The 22,732-nt window shown below is 60.2% G+C and carries 25 protein-coding genes and 1 riboswitch; of the genes, 5 read left to right on the plus strand and 20 right to left on the minus strand.

What is annotated here, in order from left to right; genetic code table 11:
• Positions 1 to 56: 56 nt before the first annotated feature.
• The 13 genes from map to yqeB form a co-directional block, all read right to left on the minus strand.
• A complete protein-coding gene (gene map / locus I4W09_RS07640; RefSeq protein WP_006235270.1) occupies positions 57 to 845 on the minus strand; it encodes a type I methionyl aminopeptidase in 789 nt (262 codons plus the stop codon).
• Complete coding sequence (locus I4W09_RS07645) at positions 842 to 1,468, minus strand: adenylate kinase (RefSeq protein WP_006235269.1); 627 nt, start codon at positions 1,466 to 1,468, stop codon at positions 842 to 844. Before I4W09_RS07645 ends, map begins: the two co-directional genes overlap by 4 nt.
• A gap of 18 nt (positions 1,469 to 1,486) precedes the next feature.
• Complete coding sequence (gene secY / locus I4W09_RS07650) at positions 1,487 to 2,773, minus strand: preprotein translocase subunit SecY (protein WP_035137447.1); 1,287 nt, start codon at positions 2,771 to 2,773, stop codon at positions 1,487 to 1,489.
• Positions 2,767 to 3,216 (minus strand): 50S ribosomal protein L15, encoded by a 450-nt coding sequence (gene rplO / locus I4W09_RS07655; protein ID WP_006235267.1) that lies wholly within the window; start codon positions 3,214 to 3,216, stop codon positions 2,767 to 2,769. The genes secY and rplO overlap by 7 nt, the downstream gene beginning before the upstream one ends.
• 3 nt (positions 3,217 to 3,219) lie before the next feature.
• On the minus strand, positions 3,220 to 3,402 hold the full coding sequence (rpmD, locus tag I4W09_RS07660; RefSeq protein ID WP_006235266.1) for a 50S ribosomal protein L30: 183 nt from the start codon (positions 3,400 to 3,402) through the stop codon (positions 3,220 to 3,222).
• A 2-nt stretch (positions 3,403 to 3,404) separates the two neighbouring features.
• On the minus strand, positions 3,405 to 3,929 hold the full coding sequence (gene rpsE / locus I4W09_RS07665) for a 30S ribosomal protein S5 (protein WP_006235265.1): 525 nt from the start codon (positions 3,927 to 3,929) through the stop codon (positions 3,405 to 3,407).
• A 14-nt stretch (positions 3,930 to 3,943) separates the two neighbouring features.
• Positions 3,944 to 4,312: a 50S ribosomal protein L18 gene (rplR, locus tag I4W09_RS07670; protein ID WP_006235264.1), complete on the minus strand. Its 369-nt coding sequence runs from the start codon at positions 4,310 to 4,312 to the stop codon at positions 3,944 to 3,946.
• A gap of 75 nt (positions 4,313 to 4,387) precedes the next feature.
• Complete coding sequence (gene rplF / locus I4W09_RS07675) at positions 4,388 to 4,924, minus strand: 50S ribosomal protein L6 (protein WP_006235263.1); 537 nt, start codon at positions 4,922 to 4,924, stop codon at positions 4,388 to 4,390.
• Between the two features lie 33 nt (positions 4,925 to 4,957).
• Positions 4,958 to 5,356 carry a 30S ribosomal protein S8 gene (rpsH, locus tag I4W09_RS07680; protein ID WP_006235262.1) on the minus strand — a complete coding sequence of 133 codons (399 nt, stop codon included), beginning with the start codon at positions 5,354 to 5,356 and terminating at the stop codon, positions 4,958 to 4,960.
• 119 nt (positions 5,357 to 5,475) lie between these two features.
• The gene (locus I4W09_RS07685; RefSeq protein ID WP_022094280.1) at positions 5,476 to 5,661 is read right to left on the minus strand and encodes a type Z 30S ribosomal protein S14; all 186 of its coding nucleotides are present in this window, start codon (positions 5,659 to 5,661) and stop codon (positions 5,476 to 5,478) included.
• A gap of 79 nt (positions 5,662 to 5,740) precedes the next feature.
• Entirely contained in the window at positions 5,741 to 6,298 is a 558-nt protein-coding gene (gene rplE / locus I4W09_RS07690; RefSeq protein ID WP_006235260.1) for a 50S ribosomal protein L5, read from the minus strand.
• Between the two features lie 311 nt (positions 6,299 to 6,609).
• Complete coding sequence (locus tag I4W09_RS07695) at positions 6,610 to 7,653, minus strand: XdhC family protein (RefSeq protein WP_138113026.1); 1,044 nt, start codon at positions 7,651 to 7,653, stop codon at positions 6,610 to 6,612.
• A 9-nt stretch (positions 7,654 to 7,662) separates the two neighbouring features.
• On the minus strand, positions 7,663 to 8,457 hold the full coding sequence (gene yqeB, locus I4W09_RS07700) for a selenium-dependent molybdenum cofactor biosynthesis protein YqeB (RefSeq protein WP_035137452.1): 795 nt from the start codon (positions 8,455 to 8,457) through the stop codon (positions 7,663 to 7,665).
• A gap of 102 nt (positions 8,458 to 8,559) precedes the next feature.
• Between yqeB and yqeC the strand changes: the two genes are divergently transcribed.
• Entirely contained in the window at positions 8,560 to 9,294 is a 735-nt protein-coding gene (yqeC, locus tag I4W09_RS07705) for a selenium cofactor biosynthesis protein YqeC (protein ID WP_196033342.1), read from the plus strand.
• Between the two features lie 109 nt (positions 9,295 to 9,403).
• On the opposite strand, the gene hydA is transcribed toward yqeC, so the two are convergent.
• The 6 genes from hydA to dpaL form a co-directional block, all read right to left on the minus strand.
• Positions 9,404 to 10,771 (minus strand): dihydropyrimidinase, encoded by a 1,368-nt coding sequence (gene hydA, locus I4W09_RS07710; RefSeq protein ID WP_196033345.1) that lies wholly within the window; start codon positions 10,769 to 10,771, stop codon positions 9,404 to 9,406.
• Between the two features lie 9 nt (positions 10,772 to 10,780).
• Entirely contained in the window at positions 10,781 to 11,395 is a 615-nt protein-coding gene (locus tag I4W09_RS07715; RefSeq protein WP_196033348.1) for a nucleotidyltransferase family protein, read from the minus strand.
• 177 nt (positions 11,396 to 11,572) lie between these two features.
• The gene (arcC, locus tag I4W09_RS07720; RefSeq protein WP_196033351.1) at positions 11,573 to 12,523 is read right to left on the minus strand and encodes a carbamate kinase; all 951 of its coding nucleotides are present in this window, start codon (positions 12,521 to 12,523) and stop codon (positions 11,573 to 11,575) included.
• Between the two features lie 14 nt (positions 12,524 to 12,537).
• Positions 12,538 to 13,740, minus strand: a complete 1,203-nt coding sequence (gene ygeW / locus I4W09_RS07725; RefSeq protein WP_055287465.1) for a knotted carbamoyltransferase YgeW — start codon at positions 13,738 to 13,740, stop codon at positions 12,538 to 12,540.
• Between the two features lie 201 nt (positions 13,741 to 13,941).
• A complete protein-coding gene (locus I4W09_RS07730) occupies positions 13,942 to 15,327 on the minus strand; it encodes a YgeY family selenium metabolism-linked hydrolase (RefSeq protein ID WP_196033353.1) in 1,386 nt (461 codons plus the stop codon).
• 74 nt (positions 15,328 to 15,401) lie between these two features.
• A complete protein-coding gene (gene dpaL, locus I4W09_RS07735; protein ID WP_118266260.1) occupies positions 15,402 to 16,616 on the minus strand; it encodes a diaminopropionate ammonia-lyase in 1,215 nt (404 codons plus the stop codon).
• A 277-nt stretch (positions 16,617 to 16,893) separates the two neighbouring features.
• Between dpaL and I4W09_RS07740 the strand changes: the two genes are divergently transcribed.
• The 3 genes from I4W09_RS07740 (at position 16,894) to I4W09_RS07750 (ending at position 19,433) form a co-directional block, all read left to right on the plus strand.
• A complete protein-coding gene (locus I4W09_RS07740; protein WP_035137462.1) occupies positions 16,894 to 17,547 on the plus strand; it encodes a helix-turn-helix transcriptional regulator in 654 nt (217 codons plus the stop codon).
• Between the two features lie 123 nt (positions 17,548 to 17,670).
• Positions 17,671 to 18,645, plus strand: a complete 975-nt coding sequence (locus tag I4W09_RS07745) for a hypothetical protein (RefSeq protein ID WP_230318729.1) — start codon at positions 17,671 to 17,673, stop codon at positions 18,643 to 18,645.
• Between the two features lie 266 nt (positions 18,646 to 18,911).
• Positions 18,912 to 19,002: riboswitch (SAM riboswitch) on the plus strand.
• Positions 19,003 to 19,010: 8 nt separating this feature from the next.
• Complete coding sequence (locus tag I4W09_RS07750; RefSeq protein ID WP_196033357.1) at positions 19,011 to 19,433, plus strand: hypothetical protein; 423 nt, start codon at positions 19,011 to 19,013, stop codon at positions 19,431 to 19,433.
• A 67-nt stretch (positions 19,434 to 19,500) separates the two neighbouring features.
• On the opposite strand, the gene I4W09_RS07755 is transcribed toward I4W09_RS07750, so the two are convergent.
• Entirely contained in the window at positions 19,501 to 21,576 is a 2,076-nt protein-coding gene (locus I4W09_RS07755) for a DUF262 and DUF1524 domain-containing protein (protein WP_230318730.1), read from the minus strand.
• Positions 21,577 to 21,971: 395 nt separating this feature from the next.
• On the opposite strand from I4W09_RS07755, the gene I4W09_RS07760 reads away from it, so the two are divergent.
• A partial coding sequence (locus I4W09_RS07760; protein WP_230318731.1) for a restriction endonuclease subunit S occupies positions 21,972 to 22,732 on the plus strand: 761 nt, incomplete at its 3' end.

Genomic DNA, 22,732 nt, shown 5'->3' on the forward strand with positions numbered 1-22,732 from the left:
CACGTATGCACGCATCGTAATAACTTCGTAATGGCTCCACAACCAAGTGGAACTTGTTACATTTCTCCGCCTTGGAGCGAACACCAAGCACCTTGGGCATCCGTGGTCAGAATCACCGGACCGTCATTGGTAATGGCGACGGTGTTCTCGTAGTGCGCGGCGGGCAGGTGGTCGTTGGTCGTAACAATCCAACCGTCGGAGCCCGTGCTCACATGGTTGGAACCCATCGTAACCATCGGCTCGATGGCAATGACCATGCCGGCCTGGAGGCGAACGCCCCTCCCCTTCTTTCCGTAGTTAGGAACGTTGGGGTCCTCGTGCATCACGCGGCCAATGCCATGGCCAACATAATCACGAAGCACGCCGTAACCGTGAGACTCGGCGAGGGACTGAACGGCATAACCGACGTCCCCGATATGGTTACCGGGAACAGCCTGCTCGATGGCAGCCTTAAGGCAATCGCGCGTGACCTCGCACAAAGCCTTGGCTTCGGGCGTGGGGGTGCCGACGAAAAACGTCCATGCGTTATCGCCGACCCAACCGTCGACAACGGCTCCCGTATCGATGGAGATGATATCGCCATCGCGCAGGATCATGTCAGGGTTGGGAATACCGTGGACCACGGCATCGTTGATCGATGCGCAAATGGTCCCCGGGAACCCGCCGTAACCCTTAAAGGCAGGGGTGCCGCCATGCATGCGGATAATCTGCTCCGCGAGCTGATCGAGCTCAAAAGTCGAAACGCCGGGGCGCACCATGGCTCCAACGTGGCGGAGCGCCATCTTAGATAGCGCTCCTGCCTTCTTCATCTGCTCGATTTGCGTTGCAGACTTAATCTTGATCATAGACCGAGAGCCTCTTTGACATCCCCGTACACGGTCTCGCGAGCCTGGTCACCGTTGACCGACTTGAGCAGACCCTGGCCACGATAGTAGTCGACGAGCGGGCTCGTGGACTTCTCGTAGACGTCGAGACGGTTCTTGATGGTCTCGGGCTTGTCGTCGTCGCGCTGATACATCTCGCCACCACACTTGGGGCAGGTGGCATCGGCAGCGGTGCCGGTGTAACCGCAGGCGCGGCAGGTGCGACGCGAAGACAGACGATCGATAATGACCTCGGGGGCCACATCGACCAGAAGGGCACAGTCGATCTCGCGACCCATGGCGGAAAGCTCGGAATCGAGCGTCACAGCCTGGGCGGTGTTGCGCGGGAAGCCGTCGAGGATGAAGCCCTGCTGGGCGTCATCGGCGGCAAGGCGCTCCTTGACAAGGTCGATCACGAGCTGGTCGGGAACGAGCTCGCCAGCGTCCATGTACTTCTTAGCCTGAATACCAAGCTCGGTGCCACCCTTGACGGCAGCACGCAGCAGGTCGCCCGTGGAAATATGGGCGACGCCAAACTCGGCGACGAGCTCCTGTGCGACGGTGCCCTTACCGGCACCCGGAGCTCCGAGCAATACGAGGTTCATGAGCAATCCTCCTCTAGCCTATTTAAAGAATCCATCGTAATCATACATCTTGATCTGGCCTTCGAGCTTATCGACCGTGTCGAGCACGACGCCGACCATGATGAGGATGGACGTGCCGCCAAATGCCTGGATCAGATGGTTACCCGTGAAGGAGAAGATGATCGAAGGCACGATGGCGATGAGCGCCAAAAAGACAGCGCTGGGAAGCGTGATCTTGTTGAGCGCGTTCTTGATGTAGGCCGCGGTAGCCCTACCCGGACGGACGCCCGGAATAAAGCCGCCCTGCTTCTTAAGGTTATCGGCCGTGTCATCGGGGTTGAACACCATGGAGGTGTAGAAGTACGCGAAGAACACAATGAGGACAACGTTAAGCACCCAGTTAAGCCAACCGGTCGAAAGCGCGGAGGCAACTGCCTGAATCCAGCCGATGCCGGGGAAGAACACGGCAATCTGAGCCGGGAAGTACAGCAGCGCCGAAGCGAAGATGATCGGCACGACACCCGCGGTGTTGACCTTGATGGGCAGGTAGGTGGTCTGGCCACCCATCATGCGACGGCCCACGACGCGCTTAGCGTAGGAGACCGGGATGCGGCGCTGGCCGCGCTCAAGGAAAACAATCAGCGGGATAACCAGCAGGATGATGGCGCAGATGATCACCATGGTGATGATGCCACCGGCGTTGCCCTCGGTGCTGGAGAAGATAGCCTGCGGCAGACCGGCCATGATGTTCGCGAAGATGATCAGCGACATGCCATTGCCGATACCGCGCTGGGTGATGAGCTCACCAATCCACATGATCAGCATAGCGCCCGCGGTGAGCGTACCGACGATCATGAGGTCGAAGATGATCTCGGGAGCGCCGGCGCCATTAAAGCTGATGCCGAAGCTCTTAAAGAGGAAGAGGTAACCCACGGAGTTGAGGATTGCCAGAGCCAGGGTGAGGTAACGCGAATACTGCGTAATCTTGGTCTGACCGACCTCGCCCTCGCGGGCAAGCTCATGCAGGGAAGGCACGACGGCCTGGAGCATCTGGAGGATGATCGAGCTGGTGATGTAAGGCATGATGCCCAGCGAAAACACCGACACATAGCTCAACGCGCCGCCAGAGAAAAGATTCAGGAGGGCCATAGCACCTGCGGCGACCGAATTGTTATCGGTCGAGAAAAGGCCCAGCATCCCCTGGAAGGGAATGCCGGGCACAGGAACGTGCGCACCAATGCGGTACACGACGAGCATAGCTATGGTAAAAAGAATCTTTTCGCGCAATTCTTTGATGCGGAAAGCATTCTTAAGACCATTTAGCACGGCAGCTCGACCTTTCCGCCGGCGGCCTCGATCTTGGCCTGCGCAGAAGCGCTGACCTTGTCGACCTTGACCGTGAACTTCTTGGTGAGCTCACCATTGCCGAGCACCTTGACGGGCTCGAACTCGCTCTTGGTGATGCGAGCGGCCTTAAGAGCGGCACCGTCGATCACAGCGCCGTCCTCGAACTTGCGCTCGAGACGCTCAACGTTAACAGCGGTGTACTCGATACGACGGGGGTTGCGGAAGCCCGGAAGCTTGGGCAGGCGCATGGCCAGCGGAGTCTGGCCACCCTCGAAGCCGGCACCCTTGGTGCCGCCAGAGCGGGAACCCTGGCCCTTCTGACCGCGGCCAGAAGTGGTGCCGTGACCCGAAGAATTGCCACGGCCGACGCGCTTGCGGTTCTTGGTGGAACCGGGCGCGGGAGTAAGATCGTGAAGCTGCATTTGCTACTCCTCTACAATCTCGACAAGGTGCTTGACCTTGAAGATCATGCCGCGGACGGACTCGTTGTCAGCAATCTCGCGAACCTCGCGGATCCTGTGGAGACCGAGGGCACGGACAGTACGGACCTGGTCCTGCTTGCAACCGTTGGTGCTGCGGACCTGCTTGATCTTGATGGTGTCAGCCATGCTTAGTTCTCCTTACCGACGAACATCTCGGAGACCGTCAGGCCACGGCGAGCCGCGACGTCCTCAGGGCTGGAGAGCTCCTTGAGGCCCTCGACGGCAGCCTTGATGATGTTGAGGCCGTTGTCGGTACCGAGGGACTTGGACAGGACGTTCTTGATGCCAGCAAGCTCAAAGAGGGGACGCACAGCGCCGCCGGCGATAACGCCGGTACCCTCGACAGCGGGCTTGATGATGATGCGGCCGGCACCAAAGTGGCCGAGAACCTCGTGCGGGATGGTGCCCTGCTCGGTCACCGGCACGTGGAACATGTTCTTCTTGGCATCGAGAGATGCCTTGGAGATGGCCATGGGCACCTCAGCGGACTTGCCCATGCCAACGCCGACGTTGCCCTTGCCGTCGCCAACGACGACGAGAGCGACGAGGCTCATGCGACGACCACCCTTGACGGTCTTCGACACGCGGTTGATGTAAACGACGCGCTCCTCGAACTCGGAGGCCTCGCGCTGCTGCTTCTGATTACGAGCCATGTGCTACATACCTCCTAGAACTCGAGACCGGCGGCACGAGCACCGTCGGCGAGGGCCTTGACGCGGCCATGGTAGATACGGCCACCGCGATCGAAGGCGACCTTGGTGATGCCGGCCTCGATGGCGCGCTTGCCAACGAGCTGACCGACCTTCTCCGCAGCCTCCTTGTTCGAGGTGTGGGTGCCCTTGAACTCGGCCTCGAGGGTCGAGGCAGAGACGAGCGTCAGGCTGGAGCCCTTGCTGTCGTCGATGATCTGGGCATAGATGTTGGCGTTAGTACGGGTCACGCGAAGACGCGGACGCTCGGAGGTACCCGAGACCTTGCCGCGAACACGACGCTGACGACGCTTGAGGCCTTCCAGCTTCGCCTTATGCTTGTTCATACGTAAACTCCTAAAAAGGTTGATCTTGCCAGCACCTGACGGGGTGCTGGTCTTATGCGAGTGAGTCGGTTACGACTACTTGGCGGCCTTACCCAGCTTGCGGCGGATGTGCTCGCCAACGTAGTGGATACCCTTGCCCTTGTAAGGCTCGGGAGGACGATGGCCGCGGATCTCAGCGGCGATCTGACCGACCTGCTGCTTGTTGATACCCTTGACGTTCACGTGGGTGTTGTCGGGAACCTCGAAGGTGATGCCCTCAGGAGCCTCGACGATCACGGGGTGCGAGAAGCCCAGGGAGAACTCGAGGTTCTTGCCCTTCTGCTGCACGCGGTAACCGACGCCGGCGAGCTCAAGCTTCTTCTCGAAGCCCTCGGAAACGCCAACAACCATGTTGTGGATGAGGGCGCGGGTGAGGCCGTGGCGGGCACGGGTCTCACGCTCGTCGTCGGGACGGGAAACGGTGAGGACGTTGTCCTCGACGTTGATAGCGAGCTTCTCAAAGACATCGAGCTCGAGCTGGCCCTTGGGGCCCTTGACGACAACGTTGTTGCCGTTGACTGCCACTTCGACTCCGGCGGGAATCTGGACAGGCTTATTACCGATACGAGACACGGTGATCTCCTTTCCTTCTACCTACCGAGCGAATTACCAGACGTAAGCGATGATCTCGCCGCCGACGTTGTGCTTGCGAGCATCGCGGTCGGTCATGACGCCATGGCTGGTGGAAATAATGGCGGTACCAAGGCCACCGCGGACGCGGGGCATGTCGGCAACGCCGGTGTACTTACGCAGGCCCGGCTTGGAAATGCGGCGGATGCCGTTGATGACCTTAGCCTTCTTGGGACCATACTTAAGCGTGATGTGCAGAGTCTTCTGGGGAACGGTGTCCTCGACATCGTAGCCCTCGATGTAGCCCTCCTCGTGCAGAACACGAGCGATCTCGACGAGCTTCTTGCTGCTCGGCATGGAGACCGTGGCCTTGTTCACAGAGTTAGCGTTACGGATGCGCGTAAGCATATCTGCGATCGGGTCTGTAAGGTTCATACAGATTCTCCTTCGTTCTTGATGAACACGTGCTCTTGGTTCTTCGCCGCCCTTAACGGCAAAGCCTTTTTAGCGCGTTTTCCCTGTTCCAAACTGATGCTTGAAACGCTGGTAGTGACTTACCAGCTGGCCTTCTTAACGCCGGGAAGCTCGCCCTTGAGTGCAAGCTCGCGGAAGCAGACACGGCACAGGCCGAACTTGCGGTACACAGAGTGCGGACGGCCGCAGCGCTGGCAGCGCGTGTACTCACGAGTAGAGAACTTCTGCTTGCGATTGCACTTGACGATCATCGATGTCTTAGCCACTTATATCCTCCTCACATAGAGTATTGTTCGCCCCAAGCGCCGCCCCCTTGTGGGAACGGCGCTTATAGGGCAGGTGAACCTATTTCTTGAACGGGAAACCGAAGGCGTCCAGAAGGGCCTTGGCCTCCTCATCGGTATTGGCGGTGGTCACGAAAGTGATGTCCATACCGCGCTGGTGATCGACGGAGTCGAAGTCGATCTCGGGGAAGATGAGCTGCTCGGTGACGCCCATGGAGAAGTTACCACGGCCGTCGAAGCTCTTGGCGGAGATGCCGCGGAAGTCGCGGATACGGGGGATCGCGACGGAGGTCAGACGATCGAAGAACTCCCACATACGGTCGCCACGCAGGGTAACCTTGCAGCCGATCGGCATACCAGCGCGCAGGCGGAAGGTAGCGATGGACTTGCGGGCACGGGTGATCATCGGCTGCTGGCCGGTGATGGCGCGCAGGTCGCGCACGGCACCGTCGATGGCCTTGGAATCGGTAGCGGCCTCGCCGACACCCATGTTCACGACAATCTTCTCAAACTTGGGGATCATCATGACGTTCTCGTACTGGAACTTGTCCTGAAGCTGCTGCTTGACCTCGTTGTTGTACTTGGTCTTCAGACGCGGCACATACTTCTCTTCTGCCATTGTTCACTCCTTCTTGGGGTTTTAAGCACGGGGCGTGGCCACGATGGGTTGTCCTCGTGCCTCCTGGCTGCATCCGCGCCGCTCATGGCATTTTGCGGTTTGGACTCGACACAGCAGGAGCCGACAAAACAATCGGTACTATACGCGCATCGGGAGTGTATTTCCAGAAAAACCTCGTCTGCCTGCACAACTCCACAACTCCCCCGCACAAATGGGTCCCAAAAAGCTGTTGCGGTGAAATAGGGACTGTTTGGCGGCCTAACAGGCTTAAACAATCCGTATTTCACCGCAACTTATTGGTGGGGATGCGATTAGCGCTTGCGGGGGACGAGTTTGGTGCGGCGCAGGTGGATCATCTCGGCGGCGATGGAGATGGCGATCTCCTCGGGGTCCTCGGCCTCGATGGCAACGCCGATCGGAAGGTGCAGCTCGTCGATCTGGTCCTGCGTAAAGCCTTCCTGCTCCAGGCGGGCGCGCACAAAGGCCGTCTTGCGGCGCGAACCCAGACAGCCCAGGTAGGCAGGCTTGGCACGCATGGCCTGAATCACCACGTCGATATCGGACTTGTGACCCGCCGTGGCGACGACCACCAAGTCGCGCGGACCGATGGGACACAGCTCGCTCAGGTTCTTGTAATCGACCAGGCGACGATCGTAGACACCGGGCACCCATTCGGGCGTCAACGTGCCGGGGCGGTCATCGCAGGCCACGACGGCAAAGCCCGCCGCCGTGAGCACGCGCGCCGTCGCGGCGCCCACGTGTCCGCAGCCAAAGATGTAGGTCAGGCCCTCGGGGCAGAGCGTCTCGACGTGCGCCGCGGGAATCTCGGAGGCGGCGTTAGTGTAGGTGACGTTACTCCCCTCCTCCACCAGTGAAAGCCCGGGGCAGCCCGCAATGGTATGGCGCGATGCCTCGCCATGGTACTCGGCCACATCGCCCTCGAGCGCGCTCGCGATAAACGGTTCAAAGTCGATGACGAAGTCGCCGATGCGCCGATAGACCAAGACGTCGGCAATTTCCTGGAACAACGGTGCCTGGGTCGCATCCAGATGTAGGTAGCACAGGCAGATGGCTCCGCCGCAGATCATGCCGGTATCGGAGTTCTCGCCGCCCATGGTGTAGCGGACCAGACGCGATTGCCCCGCGGCCAGCAGCTCTCGCGCCTCGTCCAGCGCAAAGAGCTCGATCTTGCCGCCGCCGATGGTGCCCGCCTGGCTACCGTCGGCAAAGACGGCCATCCAGGCGCCCACGCCGCGCGGCGACGACCCCGCCGTGCCGGCTACGACCACGAGCTCGCACGTCTCGCCAGCACGCAGGGCGACAAGCGCCGCATTCACAACATCGAGCTTTTCCATTGCCGCCTTCTATCCTCTAAAGATATCGGTGAGCATAGCGAGTGCCTCGAGCACGCCGCCGCCGACCGACGTCGCCTTGTCCGAAATGTAGTTGATATAGCTGGCATCGCCACGCGGATCGACATCGGCGCATTTAAAGCCCTCAGTCACCTGCACGCCGTTCGCCAAAAGCCCGCGCAGGCAGCCATCGATCTGCGTGCACATGGGCGTATCGTCCGCGTAGCCAATCACGTCTCCGGCGCTCACGATGTCGCCGATTGCGCGGTCGGACCGAAACACGCCGGCGGCGGGGCTGTGGATAACGCGCTCCTTGCCATAGCCGGCGATCACGCCCGGCACGCCCGTGTTGGGCTGGGGCGAGCCCTGGGTAATGACGCGGCCCAAAAAATGCCCGCGCATGGTCTCGACCACGGCGTCGCAATCGACCGGCGCGGTAAAGCCCGGCCCCACGGCGATGACGGTAGGCGCCATGTCGCGCGTGGTGCCCAGGTTGCGCTTGGCCAAAATCGCGTCGACCACAGCCGCGGGTTTAAGCTCATCGAGCATCTTGGCCTGAGGGTCCACCACGACGGCAACATCCCCCGCTTGGGTAATCTCGAGCGCCTCTGCCGGCGTCTGCGCCAAGCGAGCGCGAATGCCCTCGACCTGGACCTCGCCCAGGCGAATAGCCTCGCAAAAACTGATTGTGCGGCGGATGCACGTGGGAACCGCGATATCGGCCATAACGACCGACACGCCGGCGCGCACCAAGCGAGCGGCGACACCCGTGGCGATATCGCCGGCGCCGCGAACATAAACGAGCATTCCCGGGGCACCTCCCTGTGCTACGGTTTGAGCAGAGCAAAAGCGGCTCGACCGCTACTCTGATGATTATTTATTATCACAGTATTATACGGCGGTGAACAGATGGAAACGGTTAGCGGCAATCTTGCCTCGGCGCTCAGGATCGAGCCGGACATTACCGCGATTATCGGCAGCGGCGGCAAGTCGACGTTGCTCAAAACGCTGGGTCTTGAGCTCATGCGCGCTGGCGGCCGCGTGCTCCTCTGCACCACCACGCATATGCTTCCCGTTGCCGGCGTGCCATGGGACGGGTCGAATCGTCGCCTGGACGCCGTGCCTTGGAAGCCGGGCGCCTCGCATGTCCCCGGTTGCACCTGCGAGGCCTGCGCGGGCCTTGCACGCGGAGGCATCTGCCAGGCAGGCATCTTGGACCCGGAGACAGGCAAGCTCTCCGCCCCCGCCGAGCCGCTCAACGAGCTGGCGCAGCGCTTTGACTATGTGTTGGCCGAGGCAGATGGCAGCAAGCGACTCCCGCTCAAGGCGCATGCCGCCTGGGAGCCGGTAATTCCCGCCGCCACGGCAAACGTTGTCTGGGTCGTCGGCGCCTCGGGACTGGGCAAACCCGTCGCCGAGGTTGTCCACCGCCCCGAGCTCTTTTGCGAGCGTTGCGGCTGCGAGCTCACCGACACTGCCACCCCAGAGCGCGTCGCCCAGGTGCTCAATGCCGAGCTGCGGATGCTGAACCTCAACAATGCCCGCGTCATGCTCAACCAAGTCGACACGCTCAGCAACCCCACGATGGCCGACCGCTTCGAGGCAGCCCTCGGCCGCCCCCTCATCGCCACCAGCCTCAAGTAGCCGGCCCCATCTCGTCAGTTGCGGTGAAATACGGACTGTTTGGCCGTATGACGGCCGCAAACAGTCCGTATTTCACCGCAACTGCGGAGGGGACACGGCATCTTTGCTGCTAGCGAGGCACGTAGCGACCGGGCTGGGCTCCGGTGGGCTCGCCATCGCGCGCCACCAGCACGCCGTTCACAAACACGGCCTTGGCGCGGCCATGTGCCCCAAAACCCTCGAGCGGCGTGTAGTCCACAGCTTGATGCTGTGTCGCGGCACTGATTGTCCAGCGCGCCTGGGGATCCCACACGCACACGTCGGCATCGGCACCCTCGGCAAGACAGCCCTTGCGTGGATACATGCCAAAAACGCGCGCCGGGTTCTCGCTCATCAAGCGGCACAGATCCTCGGGACCCAGCTGTCCCTCAAAGCTCGTGGCAATCGCGACGGGACGATGCTCCACGCCGGGCCCGCCGTTGGGAATCGCGCGGAAATCGTCGCGCCCGCGGTCCTTTTGCCCGTGCAGGTTAAAGCTGCAGTGGTCGGTCGCAATCGTATCGATCTCGCCGGCCACAAGCGCCTCGCGCAGCGCGGCACGGTCACCGGCATGGCGCAGCGGCGGGCTCATCACATACTTGGCGCCCGCAAAGCCGTCCTCGCCCTGCTCCAGATAACAGGTGTCGTCGAGCATCAGATACTGGGGGCAGGTCTCGACATAGATATCCTTCTGCCCGCGCGCTTTGGCAGCGCGAATGGCCTCGAGCCCCAGCTTGGTCGAAAGGTGCACCACGTTGACCGGAGCGTCCCCGGCCAGGTGCGCCAGATACAGCAGGCGGCTCACGGCTTCGGCCTCACACACGTCCGGGCGGCTGAGCGCATGCCCCTCGGGCCCATGAATCCCCTGCTCGTACACGCGCTTCTGCAGCTCATTCACCAGCGTACCGTTCTCGCAATGCACGCACAGTATGCCGCCAATACGCTTGAGCTCCTCGAGCACCTCGAGCGTCTCGGCATCGTCCAGGCGCAAATGATCGTAGGCAAAGTAGGTCTTAAACGACGATACGCCCGCCTCGCGCATGGCCGAAAGATCGGCGCGGTTGCGCTCATTCCACTCGGCGAGTGCCATATGAAAAGCGTAGTTGGCCGTGCAGGTTCCGTCGGCGCGGCGATGCCACTCGGCCAAGGCATCGGGCATGGTCACGCCGCGATCGGCCGTCGCGTAGTCCACAATGGTCGTCGTGCCGCCGCAGGCAGCCGCGCGCGTGCCGGTTTCAAAGCTATCGGCTGTCCAATCCATGCCAGTCCAGCACTGCATGTGCGTGTGGCCGTCGATAAAGCCGGGAAACACCCAGCAGCCCGCGGCGTCCTCGACGGTATCGTCGGCGCCCGGCTCAATCGCTGCGGCGATCCGCACAATCTTGTCGCCCTCCATGGCAAGATCGGCGCGGCGAAGCCCCTGGGGCGTCACGAGCGCGCCGTTTTTGATGATGATCATAATTGCTCCTTATTGATTGATGCAGTTGGCCACGCGATCAAAATACGAGCAGGCGGCAATATGCTCCGTTATGCGTCGCTGTCCCTTGACGGTATCGACGTCCCACAGCTCGTAGGCACGCGCCTCGACCAACACCACATCGGTACGGCCCTTGAGGATCGAACCGCCGCCGTCCTTGCCCTCAAGACACATAAGCGCATCGAATAGTTCCGCCGGAAAGAGCACCGGGCTCGAAGGCTCACCGTTGCACGCAAGACGCACCGGATGCTTGCGGCCACGCTCGTCAAATGTACGAACCATAGCCTCAAAAGAATCCGAACTCACGAGCGGCTGGTCGCCCGGCAAATAGAGGCAACCTTTCCAGTTGCGTTCGACTCCCCACGAAAGGCCCGCACGGACGCTTTCGCTGCGCAGCTCGCCATCGTGCAGCACACACGGGCAATGCTTGTCCTCGCAAATCTGGGCGACCTCGGGCCAACGCGTCGAAACCACGACGTCAAAGCCCCGGGGAACCGAATCGATAGTCCAGGCAATCAGCGGCTTGCCATAGATATCGGCAAGCATCTTGTTAGAGCCAAACCGCTTGCCCTCGCCCGAAGCCATAATGACGCAACCGAGTTTCATCTCCGCAAACCTCCCCTGGCTGCCTTGGACACCATAGTTGCTATACCCACCATACCAAGCTCACACTCCGTCGGAACAGACACGCACTCGTTTTCCAGCGAACGACCCTTGGCTCTCCATAGCACAAAGGAGGGCACCCCGCGACGCAGGGCACCCTCCTCAATGGTGCAGATATGCCTACTCAGCGTCGCCGGTAAACGTGGTACCGGTCTTGCCGGCAAGACCGTCACGCGCCTTCTCGAGCAGCGTGATGAGCGCCGTGCGGCCCGGCTTGCTCTCGGCAAACGTCGAGGCCGCCTGGACCTTGGGCAGCATGGAGCCGCGACCAAACTCGTTGGCCTCGGACAGACGCTTTACGTCAGCCGCGGTCAGCGTGTCGAGCCACTGCTCGTGGTCGGTGCCAAAGCCAACGGCAACCTTCTCCACGGCCGTCAGGATAACCAGGGCATCGGCATCGAGCTGCTCGGCGAGCTTCTCGGCCGCAAAGTCCTTATCGATGACGGCGGCAGCGCCCTTAAGGTGGTTGCCCTGGGCCTTGGTGACGGGAATGCCGCCACCGCCGCAGGAGATCACCACATGGTTGGACTCGACGAGCGACTTGATGGTGTCGAGCTCGACGATGTTCACGGGCTTGGGCGAGGCAACCACGCGACGGAAGCCCTGCTTCTCGTCGTGGATAAACTGGTAACCGCGGTCGGCTTCCAGCTCCTTGGCCTCGGCCTCGCTCATCCACGGACCGATCGGCTTGACCGGGTCGGCAAAGGCCGGGTCGTCCGCCGCAACCTCGACCTGGGTGAGCACGGTCGCGACACCCTTGTCGATATTGCGGTCGAGCATTTCCTCGCGCAGCGCATTTTGCAGGTCATAGCCAATGTAGCCCTGGCTCATGGCGCCGCAAACGGACAAGGGGCAGGGAACGTACTTCTGAGGATTAGAGCGCGTGAGCTCAGCCATCGCGTTGGCGATCATGCCCACCTGGGGACCGTTGCCGTGCACGACGACGACCTCGTTGCCCTCCTCGATCAGGTCGACGATGGCCTTGGAAGTCGTCTTGACGGCCTCCATCTGCTCGGGAAGGTTGGCGCCGAGGGCGTTTCCGCCCAGGGCGACAACGATACGCTTAGCCATTTCTCAGCCCAGCTTTAGGCCTGGAGCCAACGGGCGGTGTTGCGCTCGTCGAGGGCCTTGAGGGTAGCGGCGGGATCGGCAACCTTCTGCAGGAACATCATGGCAGCGATGGCGTACGGCTTGTAGCTGGCCTCCTTGTACATGCCCACGCGGTGCATGTCGAAGACGTCGGCGTTGACCTCGCCGTGCTCGCAGGAGACACCGGAGATGTCGGCGGGCAGCGGGTGCATAAAGATGGTGTCCTGGCCGTTGGCAGTCTTCTCCATGAGCTCGGTCGTGGAGCACCAGTCCTGATGGGTGGCGTTCTGGGCGAGCAGCTCCTTCTCAAGCGCAGCGATGCCGGCGTCGTCGCCCTCGGCGTACAGGTTGGTACGCTTCTCCATGGCGGCAAACGGAGCCCAGCTCTTGGGGATCACGATGTCGGCGCCCTCGAAGGCCTCGGCCATGGTGTTGACCTGCTTAAAGGTGGTGCCGGACTCGGCGGCATAGCCCTTGGCGCGCTCGACGACCTCGGGCATGAGGTCGTAGCCCTCGGGGTGGGCCAGGGTGACGTCCATGCCAAAGCGGGGCAGCAGGCTGATCAGCGACTGCGGGCAGGACAGCGGCTTGCCGTAAGAGGGCGAATAGGCCCAGGTGACGGCAACCTTCTTGCCCTTGAGGTTCTCGAGGCCGCCAAACTCGTTGATGAGGTAGAGCATGTCGGCAGAGGACTGCGTGGGGTGATCGGAGTCAGACTGCAAGGAGATGAGCGTGGGACGGTGATCCAGAACGCCGTCCTCGTAGGCCTGCTGGACAGACTCGGAGACCTCGGCCATATAGGCGTCGCCCTTGCCGATGTACATGTCGTCGCGGATGCCGATGACGTCGGCCATGAAGGAAATCATGGTAGCGGTCTCGCGGACGGTCTCGCCGTGAGCGATCTGGGACTTCTTCTCGTCCAGGTCCTGCAGCTCAAGGCCGAGCAGGTTGGCGGCCTTAGAGAAGGAGAAGCGCGTACGGGTGGAGTTGTCGCGGAACAGGGAGACGGCCAGACCCGAGTCGAAGATCTTGGACGAGACGTTGTTCTCGCGCAGCTCGCGCAGGGCGTCGGCGACGATGTAGAGAGCCTTGAGCTCATCGGTAGTCTTGTCCCAGGTGTGCAGGAAGTCGCTGCCGTACATACCCTTAAAATCGAGGCCGTTCAGCTGCTCGACGAGCTCGGTAAACTTAGCGTCCATGGAAATGTCCTTTCTAAAGATGAAACGATCGCAGTGAGTAGATGTGCTCCGGCATGCGCGTGTGGCTAGAACATGCAGAGCACCATGACGAGGACCCGCCACCGTTGAGGAAGCATGGGAGATAACGACCGCGGGCCCCAAGTCAACAGGGGGTGCCGGGGACACGAGCGACCCCCGGCTCAACAAAATCGAGGAATGGGACTAATCGATCTTGTTGTTGGTCAGACCGGCGCGGAACACGGTGGCGTCGCCATCGGCCTTGCTCGGATCGTAGAGGTTCAGGGCAGCCACGTACATGGCGGCAGCGGTGACCAGGTCGTCCTTGTAGGTGACCTCGTTGGGAGCGTGAGCCTGAGACTCGGCACCCGGGCCAAAGCCCACGCAGGGGATGCCGTAGCGGCCCTGGATGGAAACGCAGTTCGTGGAGAAGGTCCACTTGTCGCACAGCGGGCGACCGGTGCGCTTGTCCATGCTGGGCTCGCAGCCGATGCGCTCGTCACCAAACATGGCCTTGTGGGCGTCGACGAGAGCCTTGACGTGCGGAGCGGTCTCCTTGTTGATCCACGTGGGGAAGTAAGCCTCGGTCTCGTAGACCTCGCCGGTCCAGGACGGACGGTCGTACATGTACATGGAGACCTTCACGTCGTCGCCGTACTTCTTGGCGGCCGGCAGGTTGCGGATCTCGTCCAGGCAGGACTCCCAGGTCTCACCAGCGGTCATGCGACGGTCGATGGAGATGGCGCAGGAATCGGCCACGGCGCAACGGCTGGGGCTGGTGTAGAAAATCTGGCTGACGGTGCAGGTGCCGCGGCCCAGGAAGCGGGCATCCTCAAAGTGCTCGGGGTTGTACTTGGGGTCAAGCATCTTGACGAGACCCTTGATGTCGGTCGACTCGTCGCAGCCGTTGTTGTTGAGGGCGCGGACGTCGGCGATGATGTCGGCCATCTTGTAGATGGCGTTGTCGCCGCGGTCGGGAGCGGAGCCGTGGCAGGAGGTGCCGTGAACGTCGACGCGGATCTCCATGCGGCCGCGGTGACCGCGATAGATGCCGCCGTCGGTGGGCTCGGTGGAAATGACGAACTCGGGCTTAATGCCGTCCTTGTTGTAGATGTACTGCCAGCACATACCGTCGCAGTCCTCTTCCTGGACGGTGCCGACGACCATGATCTTGTAGCCCTCGGGGATGAGGCCCATGTCCTTCATCATCTTGGCAGCGTAGGTAGCGGAAGCCATGCCGCCCTCCTGGTCGGAGCCGCCGCGACCGTAGATGATCTCGTCGGTCTCGTAGCCCTCATAGGGATCGGCGTCCCAGTTCTCAATGTTGCCGATACCGACGGTGTCGATGTGGGAGTCGATGGCGATGATCTTGTCGCCCTCGCCCATAAAGCCCATAACGTTGCCCAGGCCGTCGACCTTGACCTCGTCATAGCCAAGGCTCTCCATCTCGGCCTTGATGCAGGCAACAACCTCACCCTCCTCGCAGGACTCAGAGGGATGGGAGATCATAGCGCGCAGGAAGCGAGTCATATCAGCACGATGAGACTCAGCAGCAGCCTTGATAGCGTCGAAATCGAGTTCTTTAGCCATTGTTCATAACCTTTCAAACGAAGGAATCTACCTGTGAGGTGGCGGAGCGATACCTATTTAATCCGCCCCAACGATTAGCAAGTGGGATATTCGCCTTCCCAAACAATGCGGCGATACTGATCCGGATCGGTGTCGCCCTCGGTGGAGAAGCAGAGCACGGAGCTCGTCTTGTCCAGGCCGATGAGCTCCTTGAGCTCGGCGTACTCGGGATCGAGCATGAGAGTCTCGACCAGGCCGGTGGTCACAGCGCCGGACTCGCCGGAGATGACGCGCGGGTCGCCCTTCTCGGGAGCGCCCAGGGTGCGCATGCCGCGAGCGGTGACCCAGTCGGGGCAGGACACGAAGGCGGTGGCATGGTTGCGCAGGATATCCCAGCCCAGGATGTTGGGCTCGCCGCAGCACAGACCGGCCATGATGGAGGGCATGTCACCGTCCACGATACGCGGATCGCCGTCGCCGGCGGCAGCGCCCTTGTACAGGCAGGCGGCCGGAGCGCACTCGACCACGACGAAGGTGGGCGGGTTATCGGGATACAGGTTGGTGAAGTAGCCCACCACGGCGCCGGCGAGCGAACCCACGCCAGCCTGGACAAACACGTGCGTCGGGCGGTTGATGGCCATCTCGCGCAGCTGCTCGGCAGCCTCGGAAGCCATGGTGCCGTAGCCCTCCATGATCCAAGACGGGATCTTCTCGTAGCCCTCCCAGGCGGTGTCCTGAACGATGACGCCGCGCTCGCAGGCGTCGGCCTCGGCGGCGGCCATGCGCACGCACTCGTCGTAGTTGACCTCTTCGATGGTCACCGTTGCGCCCTCGGCGGCGATGTTATCGAAGCGGGGCTTGGTGGAACCCTTGGGCATGTGAACGACGGCCTTCTGGCCCAGCTTGTTGGCAGCCCATGCCACACCGCGGCCATGGTTGCCGTCGGTGGCGGTAAAGAAGGTGGCCTGGCCAAAGTCCTTGGCAAGCTGATCGGAGGTCAGGTAATCGAAGGTGCACTCGGCAACGTCCTTGCCGGTCTCGTCGGCAATGTAGTTGGCCATGGCAAACGATCCGCCCAGAACCTTAAAGGCGTTGAGGCCAAAGCGATAGCTCTCGTCCTTAACGCACAGGTTGGACAGACCCAAGCGCGCAGCCTGACCGTCCAGGCGGGCAAGCGGGGTGACGGTATATTGAGGGAACGACTGGTGGAAGGCGCGGGCCTTCTTCACGTGGTCGAGGCTCATGATTCCCAAGTGCTTGTCATCGCTCTTGGGCATCGTGTTGCCCGCCCACTGGATCTTATCGGCCATACGGTGAACTCCTTAAGTCCTCTCTTGCCGGCCCCCGCATACGCGTTTCAGCCCGATCCCATTCACACGGCTGAACTTTTATGTGGATGCCAAACAAAAAGTTTGTTAGTAATGTTCTATCACACTTTTTGATTGGCATACCTAACGAATTGTTTGTTGCCGTAATCGGTACTTTTTCGCCGCCGAACGGTCATGAATTGCCTTGTTGATGGATTTGTTTGCGGTCATGTGTGGTTTATGGCACAGTGAGCCCAAACTAATTTTTAGGAAGGTACCCATGACCCCCGCACAGATTGAGTTTTACAAGCGCCTCGCACACGGTCTGGCGCTCCAATTTGGCCCCAACTGCGAAGTCGTCGTCCACGATCTGGAGACCGAGGACGTGGACCACTCTATCGTAGTGATCGAAAACGGCCACGTCAGCGGGCGCAAACTGGGTGACGGTCCCAGCCATATTGTGTTTGAGTCCATGCACGAGGGCAGCACCGACGTACACGACCGCGAGCCGTACCTCACTAAAACCACCGATGGCAAGCTGCTCAAGTCCTCGACCATCTTTATCCGCAACGACGAAGGCAAGCCCGTCGGCATTTTGGGCATCAACTTTGACATTACGCTTATGAAGGCTTTTGAGCGCTCGCTCGACGCTTTCACCGGCACCGGCGGCACGGGCTATACCGAGCCCGAGCCCATTACCAAGAACATCGGCGACCTGCTCGAGGACCTGCTGCACGAGTGCGAGCAGTTTGTGGGCAAGCCCGCGGCACTCATGACCAAAGACGAGCGCATTCGTGCCATTGGCTACCTCGACCGTCGCGGTGCCTTCCTCATTTCCAAGTCAAGCGAGCGCGCCTGCGAGTTCTTTGGCATCTCCAAGTACAGCTTCTATAGCTACCTCAATGAGGCCAAGGCGGCGGCCGGCGACAAGTAGGCACTCGCCTGGATTGCCCCTCCCCTTTTGGGCGCGAGTTCTGGAAAGCACGAATCCAAGACCGAGCAGCTTGGGAAGTTCCATATAATCGATGTCATTAGTATTTCGAAAGGATGGAACAGAATGGCGTTGAGCAAGGCATCATGCACCGGTCGCGGATTGATTCCGGCAATTGGTGGACATGTGCACCGCATGTTCGATGAGAGTGAAGACGACCTGTTTTCGCTGAGCCTTGACGATGTGATGGATGATCGCCCGTGGACCGCCGACGAACTCATGGGCGGCGGCGCTCGCCCGTCAAGCCCCAATCCCGCACTTGCGCCCAAGTCCGCGACTGCGCCGACTCCTGCGCAGTCGCCTGTTTCGACGCCCGCACCCACTTCGGCGCCCACGACCGCTCCCCGCCCCGCAAACGACCCGTCCGAGACGGCGGCATTTCTCGCTGCGGCGACGCAGGGCAAATCGGCCGACAGCACCGTTATGTACAGCGCCCAGCAGTTGCCCGTTCCTGCGGCACGCAAGCCTCCGGTCACAAGGCTCGATGAGCCCGTCGCCCATCAGGTTGCCCACGATTCCTGGGCTGCAGCCGATCTGGATGAGACCTCTACCGGCATGCCGGCGCTCGATGTTCCAGTTAACCCGCTTTTTGCCGCCAACACGAGCGCCGCGGACTATGAGGGCGGTGCGGCATATTCCGATTATTCCGATGGCTATGCTGGCAACGGTCGCATCGAGACCGAGGATTATGGCACCGCATCGAGCGATTATCTCAACGATCCGCACGCTGCCACGCCTGCACCGGAATATGACCCGGAGGCCGCGTCCGCACCGGCGTATACCAAAAGCACGGGCGAAGAACGCTTCGCCGATTATTACGCCGAGGAAAAGGCGCTGCGTTTCTCGGAATTTCCGCAGGCAGTCAAGGTTGCCTTTATCGCCATTATCATTGCCCTGCTCGGTGTCATTGCGTTTGAAGGATTCCAACTGTTCCGCGGCCCCACCGCGTCCGAATCGGCAACGCAGCAAAAAGAGGACGACAACCAGTACCTGGACATCAACACCCTCAAGGGCGACCCCAACGACGGGGACGACGAGTAGCGAGGGCTGAAGGCGGCCACAGGATCCCGCATCCAGCACCAGCTTCTAAGTGCTGTTTTGTCATCCAGCTACACTTTTCCGAAGTTTTAAGGTGCCCATTTCGACACTTTTCCGTACTTTTACACGGCTGATTTCCACACTTTTCCGAATGAAAGCCGAATAATCACTTGGGAAACTAACGCCGTTCACGCGTCATTTCGCAGGCGGCGCTTGATTTCTGTCCGTACACGTTGATAGACTTCCTCTTGCCCGCAAGGAGCGGGCGCGTTTTATCCAGAGTCGGGGTAGAGAGTTGGCTCCACGATCCCGACGCCAACCGACCAAGAGGCACGGTGGCCCTGCCAGCATCGATGAAAGGAGTCCGTATGGACAATTTCTCTGTGCGCAGCGAGCGCAACTTCCACAACCTGACAGCCAAGCCAAAACGAATGCATCTTCTGGACAAGCCGAACGGCTACGCCTCGGCCTTGGTCAAGAGCAGCCTCTCCCACCAGATGCGCTTTACCGTGCAGGTGCTCGAGGAAGAGCTCTGCGCCGCCGGCGACCCGCACGTACTGCAGATCAAGCTGCTCGGAGATGACTCGCGCGAGCCGTCTAGCTGGAAGCTGTTTGCCGACGGTGAGTGCATCGCAAGCGGCTCGGGTGACTTTGCCCGCGAGTGCTTCTGCGAGGGCGCCGAGGTGTTTCTGGACCTGTGCCGCGACGCCGTACGCGCGACCGAGCTGTACCAGTGGAGCCAGAGGGAGTACGAGCTGCTGAGTGCGGCCCGCAGGATCGTAAGGGTGTAGACGGGCGGACGAGCCATCGACGATTTTGAGCTGGCAAGGGCCGGGAACTAGATTCCCGGCCTTCAACCTAGCACTGCTTTATGAGATCGAGCACCGCAGGAATGTCATCGGCATTCCGAAGCGCAACGTAAGTGGGTAAGCCCGGGCCAAATCCACCCTGCGAACGCTTGTCCTGGCACATGTCCTCTGGATCCGTTAGATCATCCACACTCTTTGCCAAGCCAACGGCAATCCAACCACCGTTGCTGGTCCTGCCTTCTAGCACGGCATACAGTTTTCGCTTGCCCGACCTGAAGCCTACATAGTACTTAGCTATGTAGGACTCCCACGAAGGGTTACCACTCAGAACGGACTCGCGCACCTCATCGAAAAGCTTCTGATTGAGCCCACCTTCGGCAAAGGTGGGGTGGTTCTCCTGCAGAGTCCAGACAGGAGCCTCGTCAGACTCCCCACGAGAAGGACGGTACTTGTCGACGACGTCTGCCGGAAGGTCGGGATACTTCCATATCTCGCACGCTTCTTTCACCAGCTCGTCCGCGCGCTGCCCAATCTCTTCCTCACCCCATTTTTCATGCGAGACAATCGATTTGTTTAGGTAGAGCGGGCTGCACTTAAATCCGACGTCAGGCAGATTGAGCTTGTCCGAGAACGACCGGTTTGAGTACTCCTGGTTGTATCCCGTCAGCGTAAGATTTCCCAAGTTGTTGCGCAGCCTGTCGTGGACGTCTTCCCAGTTCTCACCAAGCGATTCCTTCCAGCCGTGCTCATCATCGATCGTCTGGGGCATGATGTGCTCGATCTGGTAATCGTCGGCTGAGATGGACTCCTTCGGGTGGTGCCAGTTCTCCATGCGTTCCAGGTAATAGCGCTTTTTAGAGAAGCGGTTGTAGCAGTCACGCGTCTTAAACTCCTCGACAAAATGCTCGTCTGTCGGAAAGTATGCGGTCATACCGCTGCTGTGGATAAGGAGCATCGCCGTAACGTACTCCTCGATATCGTCCTGCTGCTCGAGATTGCGATACATGCCGGCAAAGAAATTATTTAGGCCCGTGGTAAGTCTGCCGCAAACCGCTCGCCTGAACAGAAACGACTCGATAGTCTCGCAGATACGTAAAAACGCATTGCGGTCTAGTCCATTCCCCTCGTAAACCGAATAAAGCAACATTAAGAGGGGCCTTATCTGCTTCACGTCGAGGCTTACGATTCTGCCGAACACTCGGCGCAGTCCGTCGTCCTTCTCCTTACCAAGGAACAGACTGGCGTATCTATGTGCATACCCGCGCAGCTCCTTAAGCAGGCCCTCGGTGTCACCATCGTAGTCGTCGGCGAAATAGCGCTTAAACTCGTAGTAGGCCTCGTTCTCCTTCGGCATCCTATTGGGAACTTTAAGCCACAGCCAGTACCAGATAAATGCATTGAACTCGTCCTCGCCGCCTTTTCCGAACAAGCACTCGAGTGGATGCCAATAACCCTCATAAAGCTTGGTCTGTTCGTCGTTGGGAAGCGACATTAGAACGTAGTTACGGATGAGGTCAATGGGCGTGAGCGGCTTGCCCTTGGAGTTCATGGACTCAAATATGAGCTGGGCATTATCAACGCCAGCGGTGAGCTTAGTGTCGATGACCTGCACGCGGTTTAGCCCCGCCCAAAGCCTTGCAGGGTCGAATGATTTCCCGTGCATCTTTTCACGGAAGAACGCATGGTTTTCGACAATGCGATCCGATTTTTCATCCGGCACGGGAGCCCCAGACACGATGGAGAACAGCGTCTCTTTATCGTCCTGCGAGAGCACCAGCTTGTAGCGTGCCAGACCGTTGTAGTCGTCATCGTTAAAGAGGTAATTTTTCCTCAGCGCCGAGATTTTGAGGTCGCCAAGGAAGCCAGCCTTGTCGGGGTTGCTCTCCAAATAGTCAGCCAAAGCTGCAATCATCAACGAAAACGTCGTCATGCGCTGCTGTCCGTCAATCAGAAGCACGCGCGAAATGCTCGTGGCAGAGCTCTCGGACTCGGGGATATAAAGCATTGACCCCACGAAGTGCGATACGCCATCACGACCCGCTCGCATGACGTCATCCCAAAGCACCTCGCACTCTTTTACACTCCACGAGTAAACTCGCTGGTACACGGGAATGACGAACTGCATCTTCGCCACGCCCATAAGTCGAGTAGATTTGCCTCGGTTGCTTTCATTTGCGATTGTCCCCTTTCTTGTTTACGCCGCTTGCGGTCAGTCCTCCACTGAACGAAAGGCGCTAAAGACCAGAGCATCGAAGCACTGGAGCAACCGGGATGCTCGTCTCACTAGATTTTACAACGCTTGTCGCGAATACAGTTGAAAGCCAATCCGGTTCCGATGGCTCCCCCTATGAGAAGAGGGTGGATGCCAAGGGTCGCGTGACTAGCGATAAGTGCATCGCGAACGAAGTGCCGTTTGAGGAACTGCCCGAGGGGTGGGCTTGGGCAAGGCTGGAAACCGTATATAACTTCATTGATTACAGGGGTAAAACACCTCACAAATCACCTTCAGGTGTTCGACTAATGACTGCGAGCAACATTCGCCAAGGCTATATTGATTACACGCGCGAGGAGTATATTTCAGAAGACGAATATGCAACACGCTTGTCTCGCGGGGAGACCCACCGTGGCGACTTGCTGTTTACAACCGAAGCCCCGATGGGGTATTGCGCGATATGCGAAATGAAACGTTGCAGCTGTGGACAGCGTGTCATTACCCTTCAGAATTACGGCACAGTTGGTCCAGACAATGCCCTGTTCTGCCAAATAATTCTATCTCCACTGTTCCAAATTCAAGTTAAGGATCATGCCACGGGGACGACCGCAAAAGGAATCAAAGCAGCAGTGCTAAAAGAGCTATTTCTTCCGATTCCGCCCCTCGCCGAGCAGCGCCGCATCGTCGAGCGCGTCGGCGAGCTCATGCCCCTGGTCGAGGAGTACGGCGGGCTCGAGGACGCCCGCGAGGCGCTCGACGCCGCGCTGCCCGGCCGCCTGCGCAAATCCGTGCTGCAGCTGGCGGTGCGGGGCGGGCTGGTGCCCCAGGACCCCGCAGACGAGCCCGCGAGCACCCTGCTCGAGCGCATTCGCGGGCAGCGCCGAGAGCTCGTCGCCGAGAAGAAGATGAAGGCTCCGAAGGGCGGCGAGTCGATCATCTTCGCCGGTTCCGATGGCCGCCGCTATGAGAAGAGGGTGGACGCAAAGGGCCGCGAGTCCGAGCCAGTCTGCATCGAGGACGAGATCCCGTTCGAGACACCCGAGGGCTGGGAGTGGGCGAGACTGGGGTC

Source organism: Collinsella aerofaciens (assembly GCF_015670795.1).
GTDB classification, from domain to species: domain Bacteria; phylum Actinomycetota; class Coriobacteriia; order Coriobacteriales; family Coriobacteriaceae; genus Collinsella; species Collinsella aerofaciens_Q.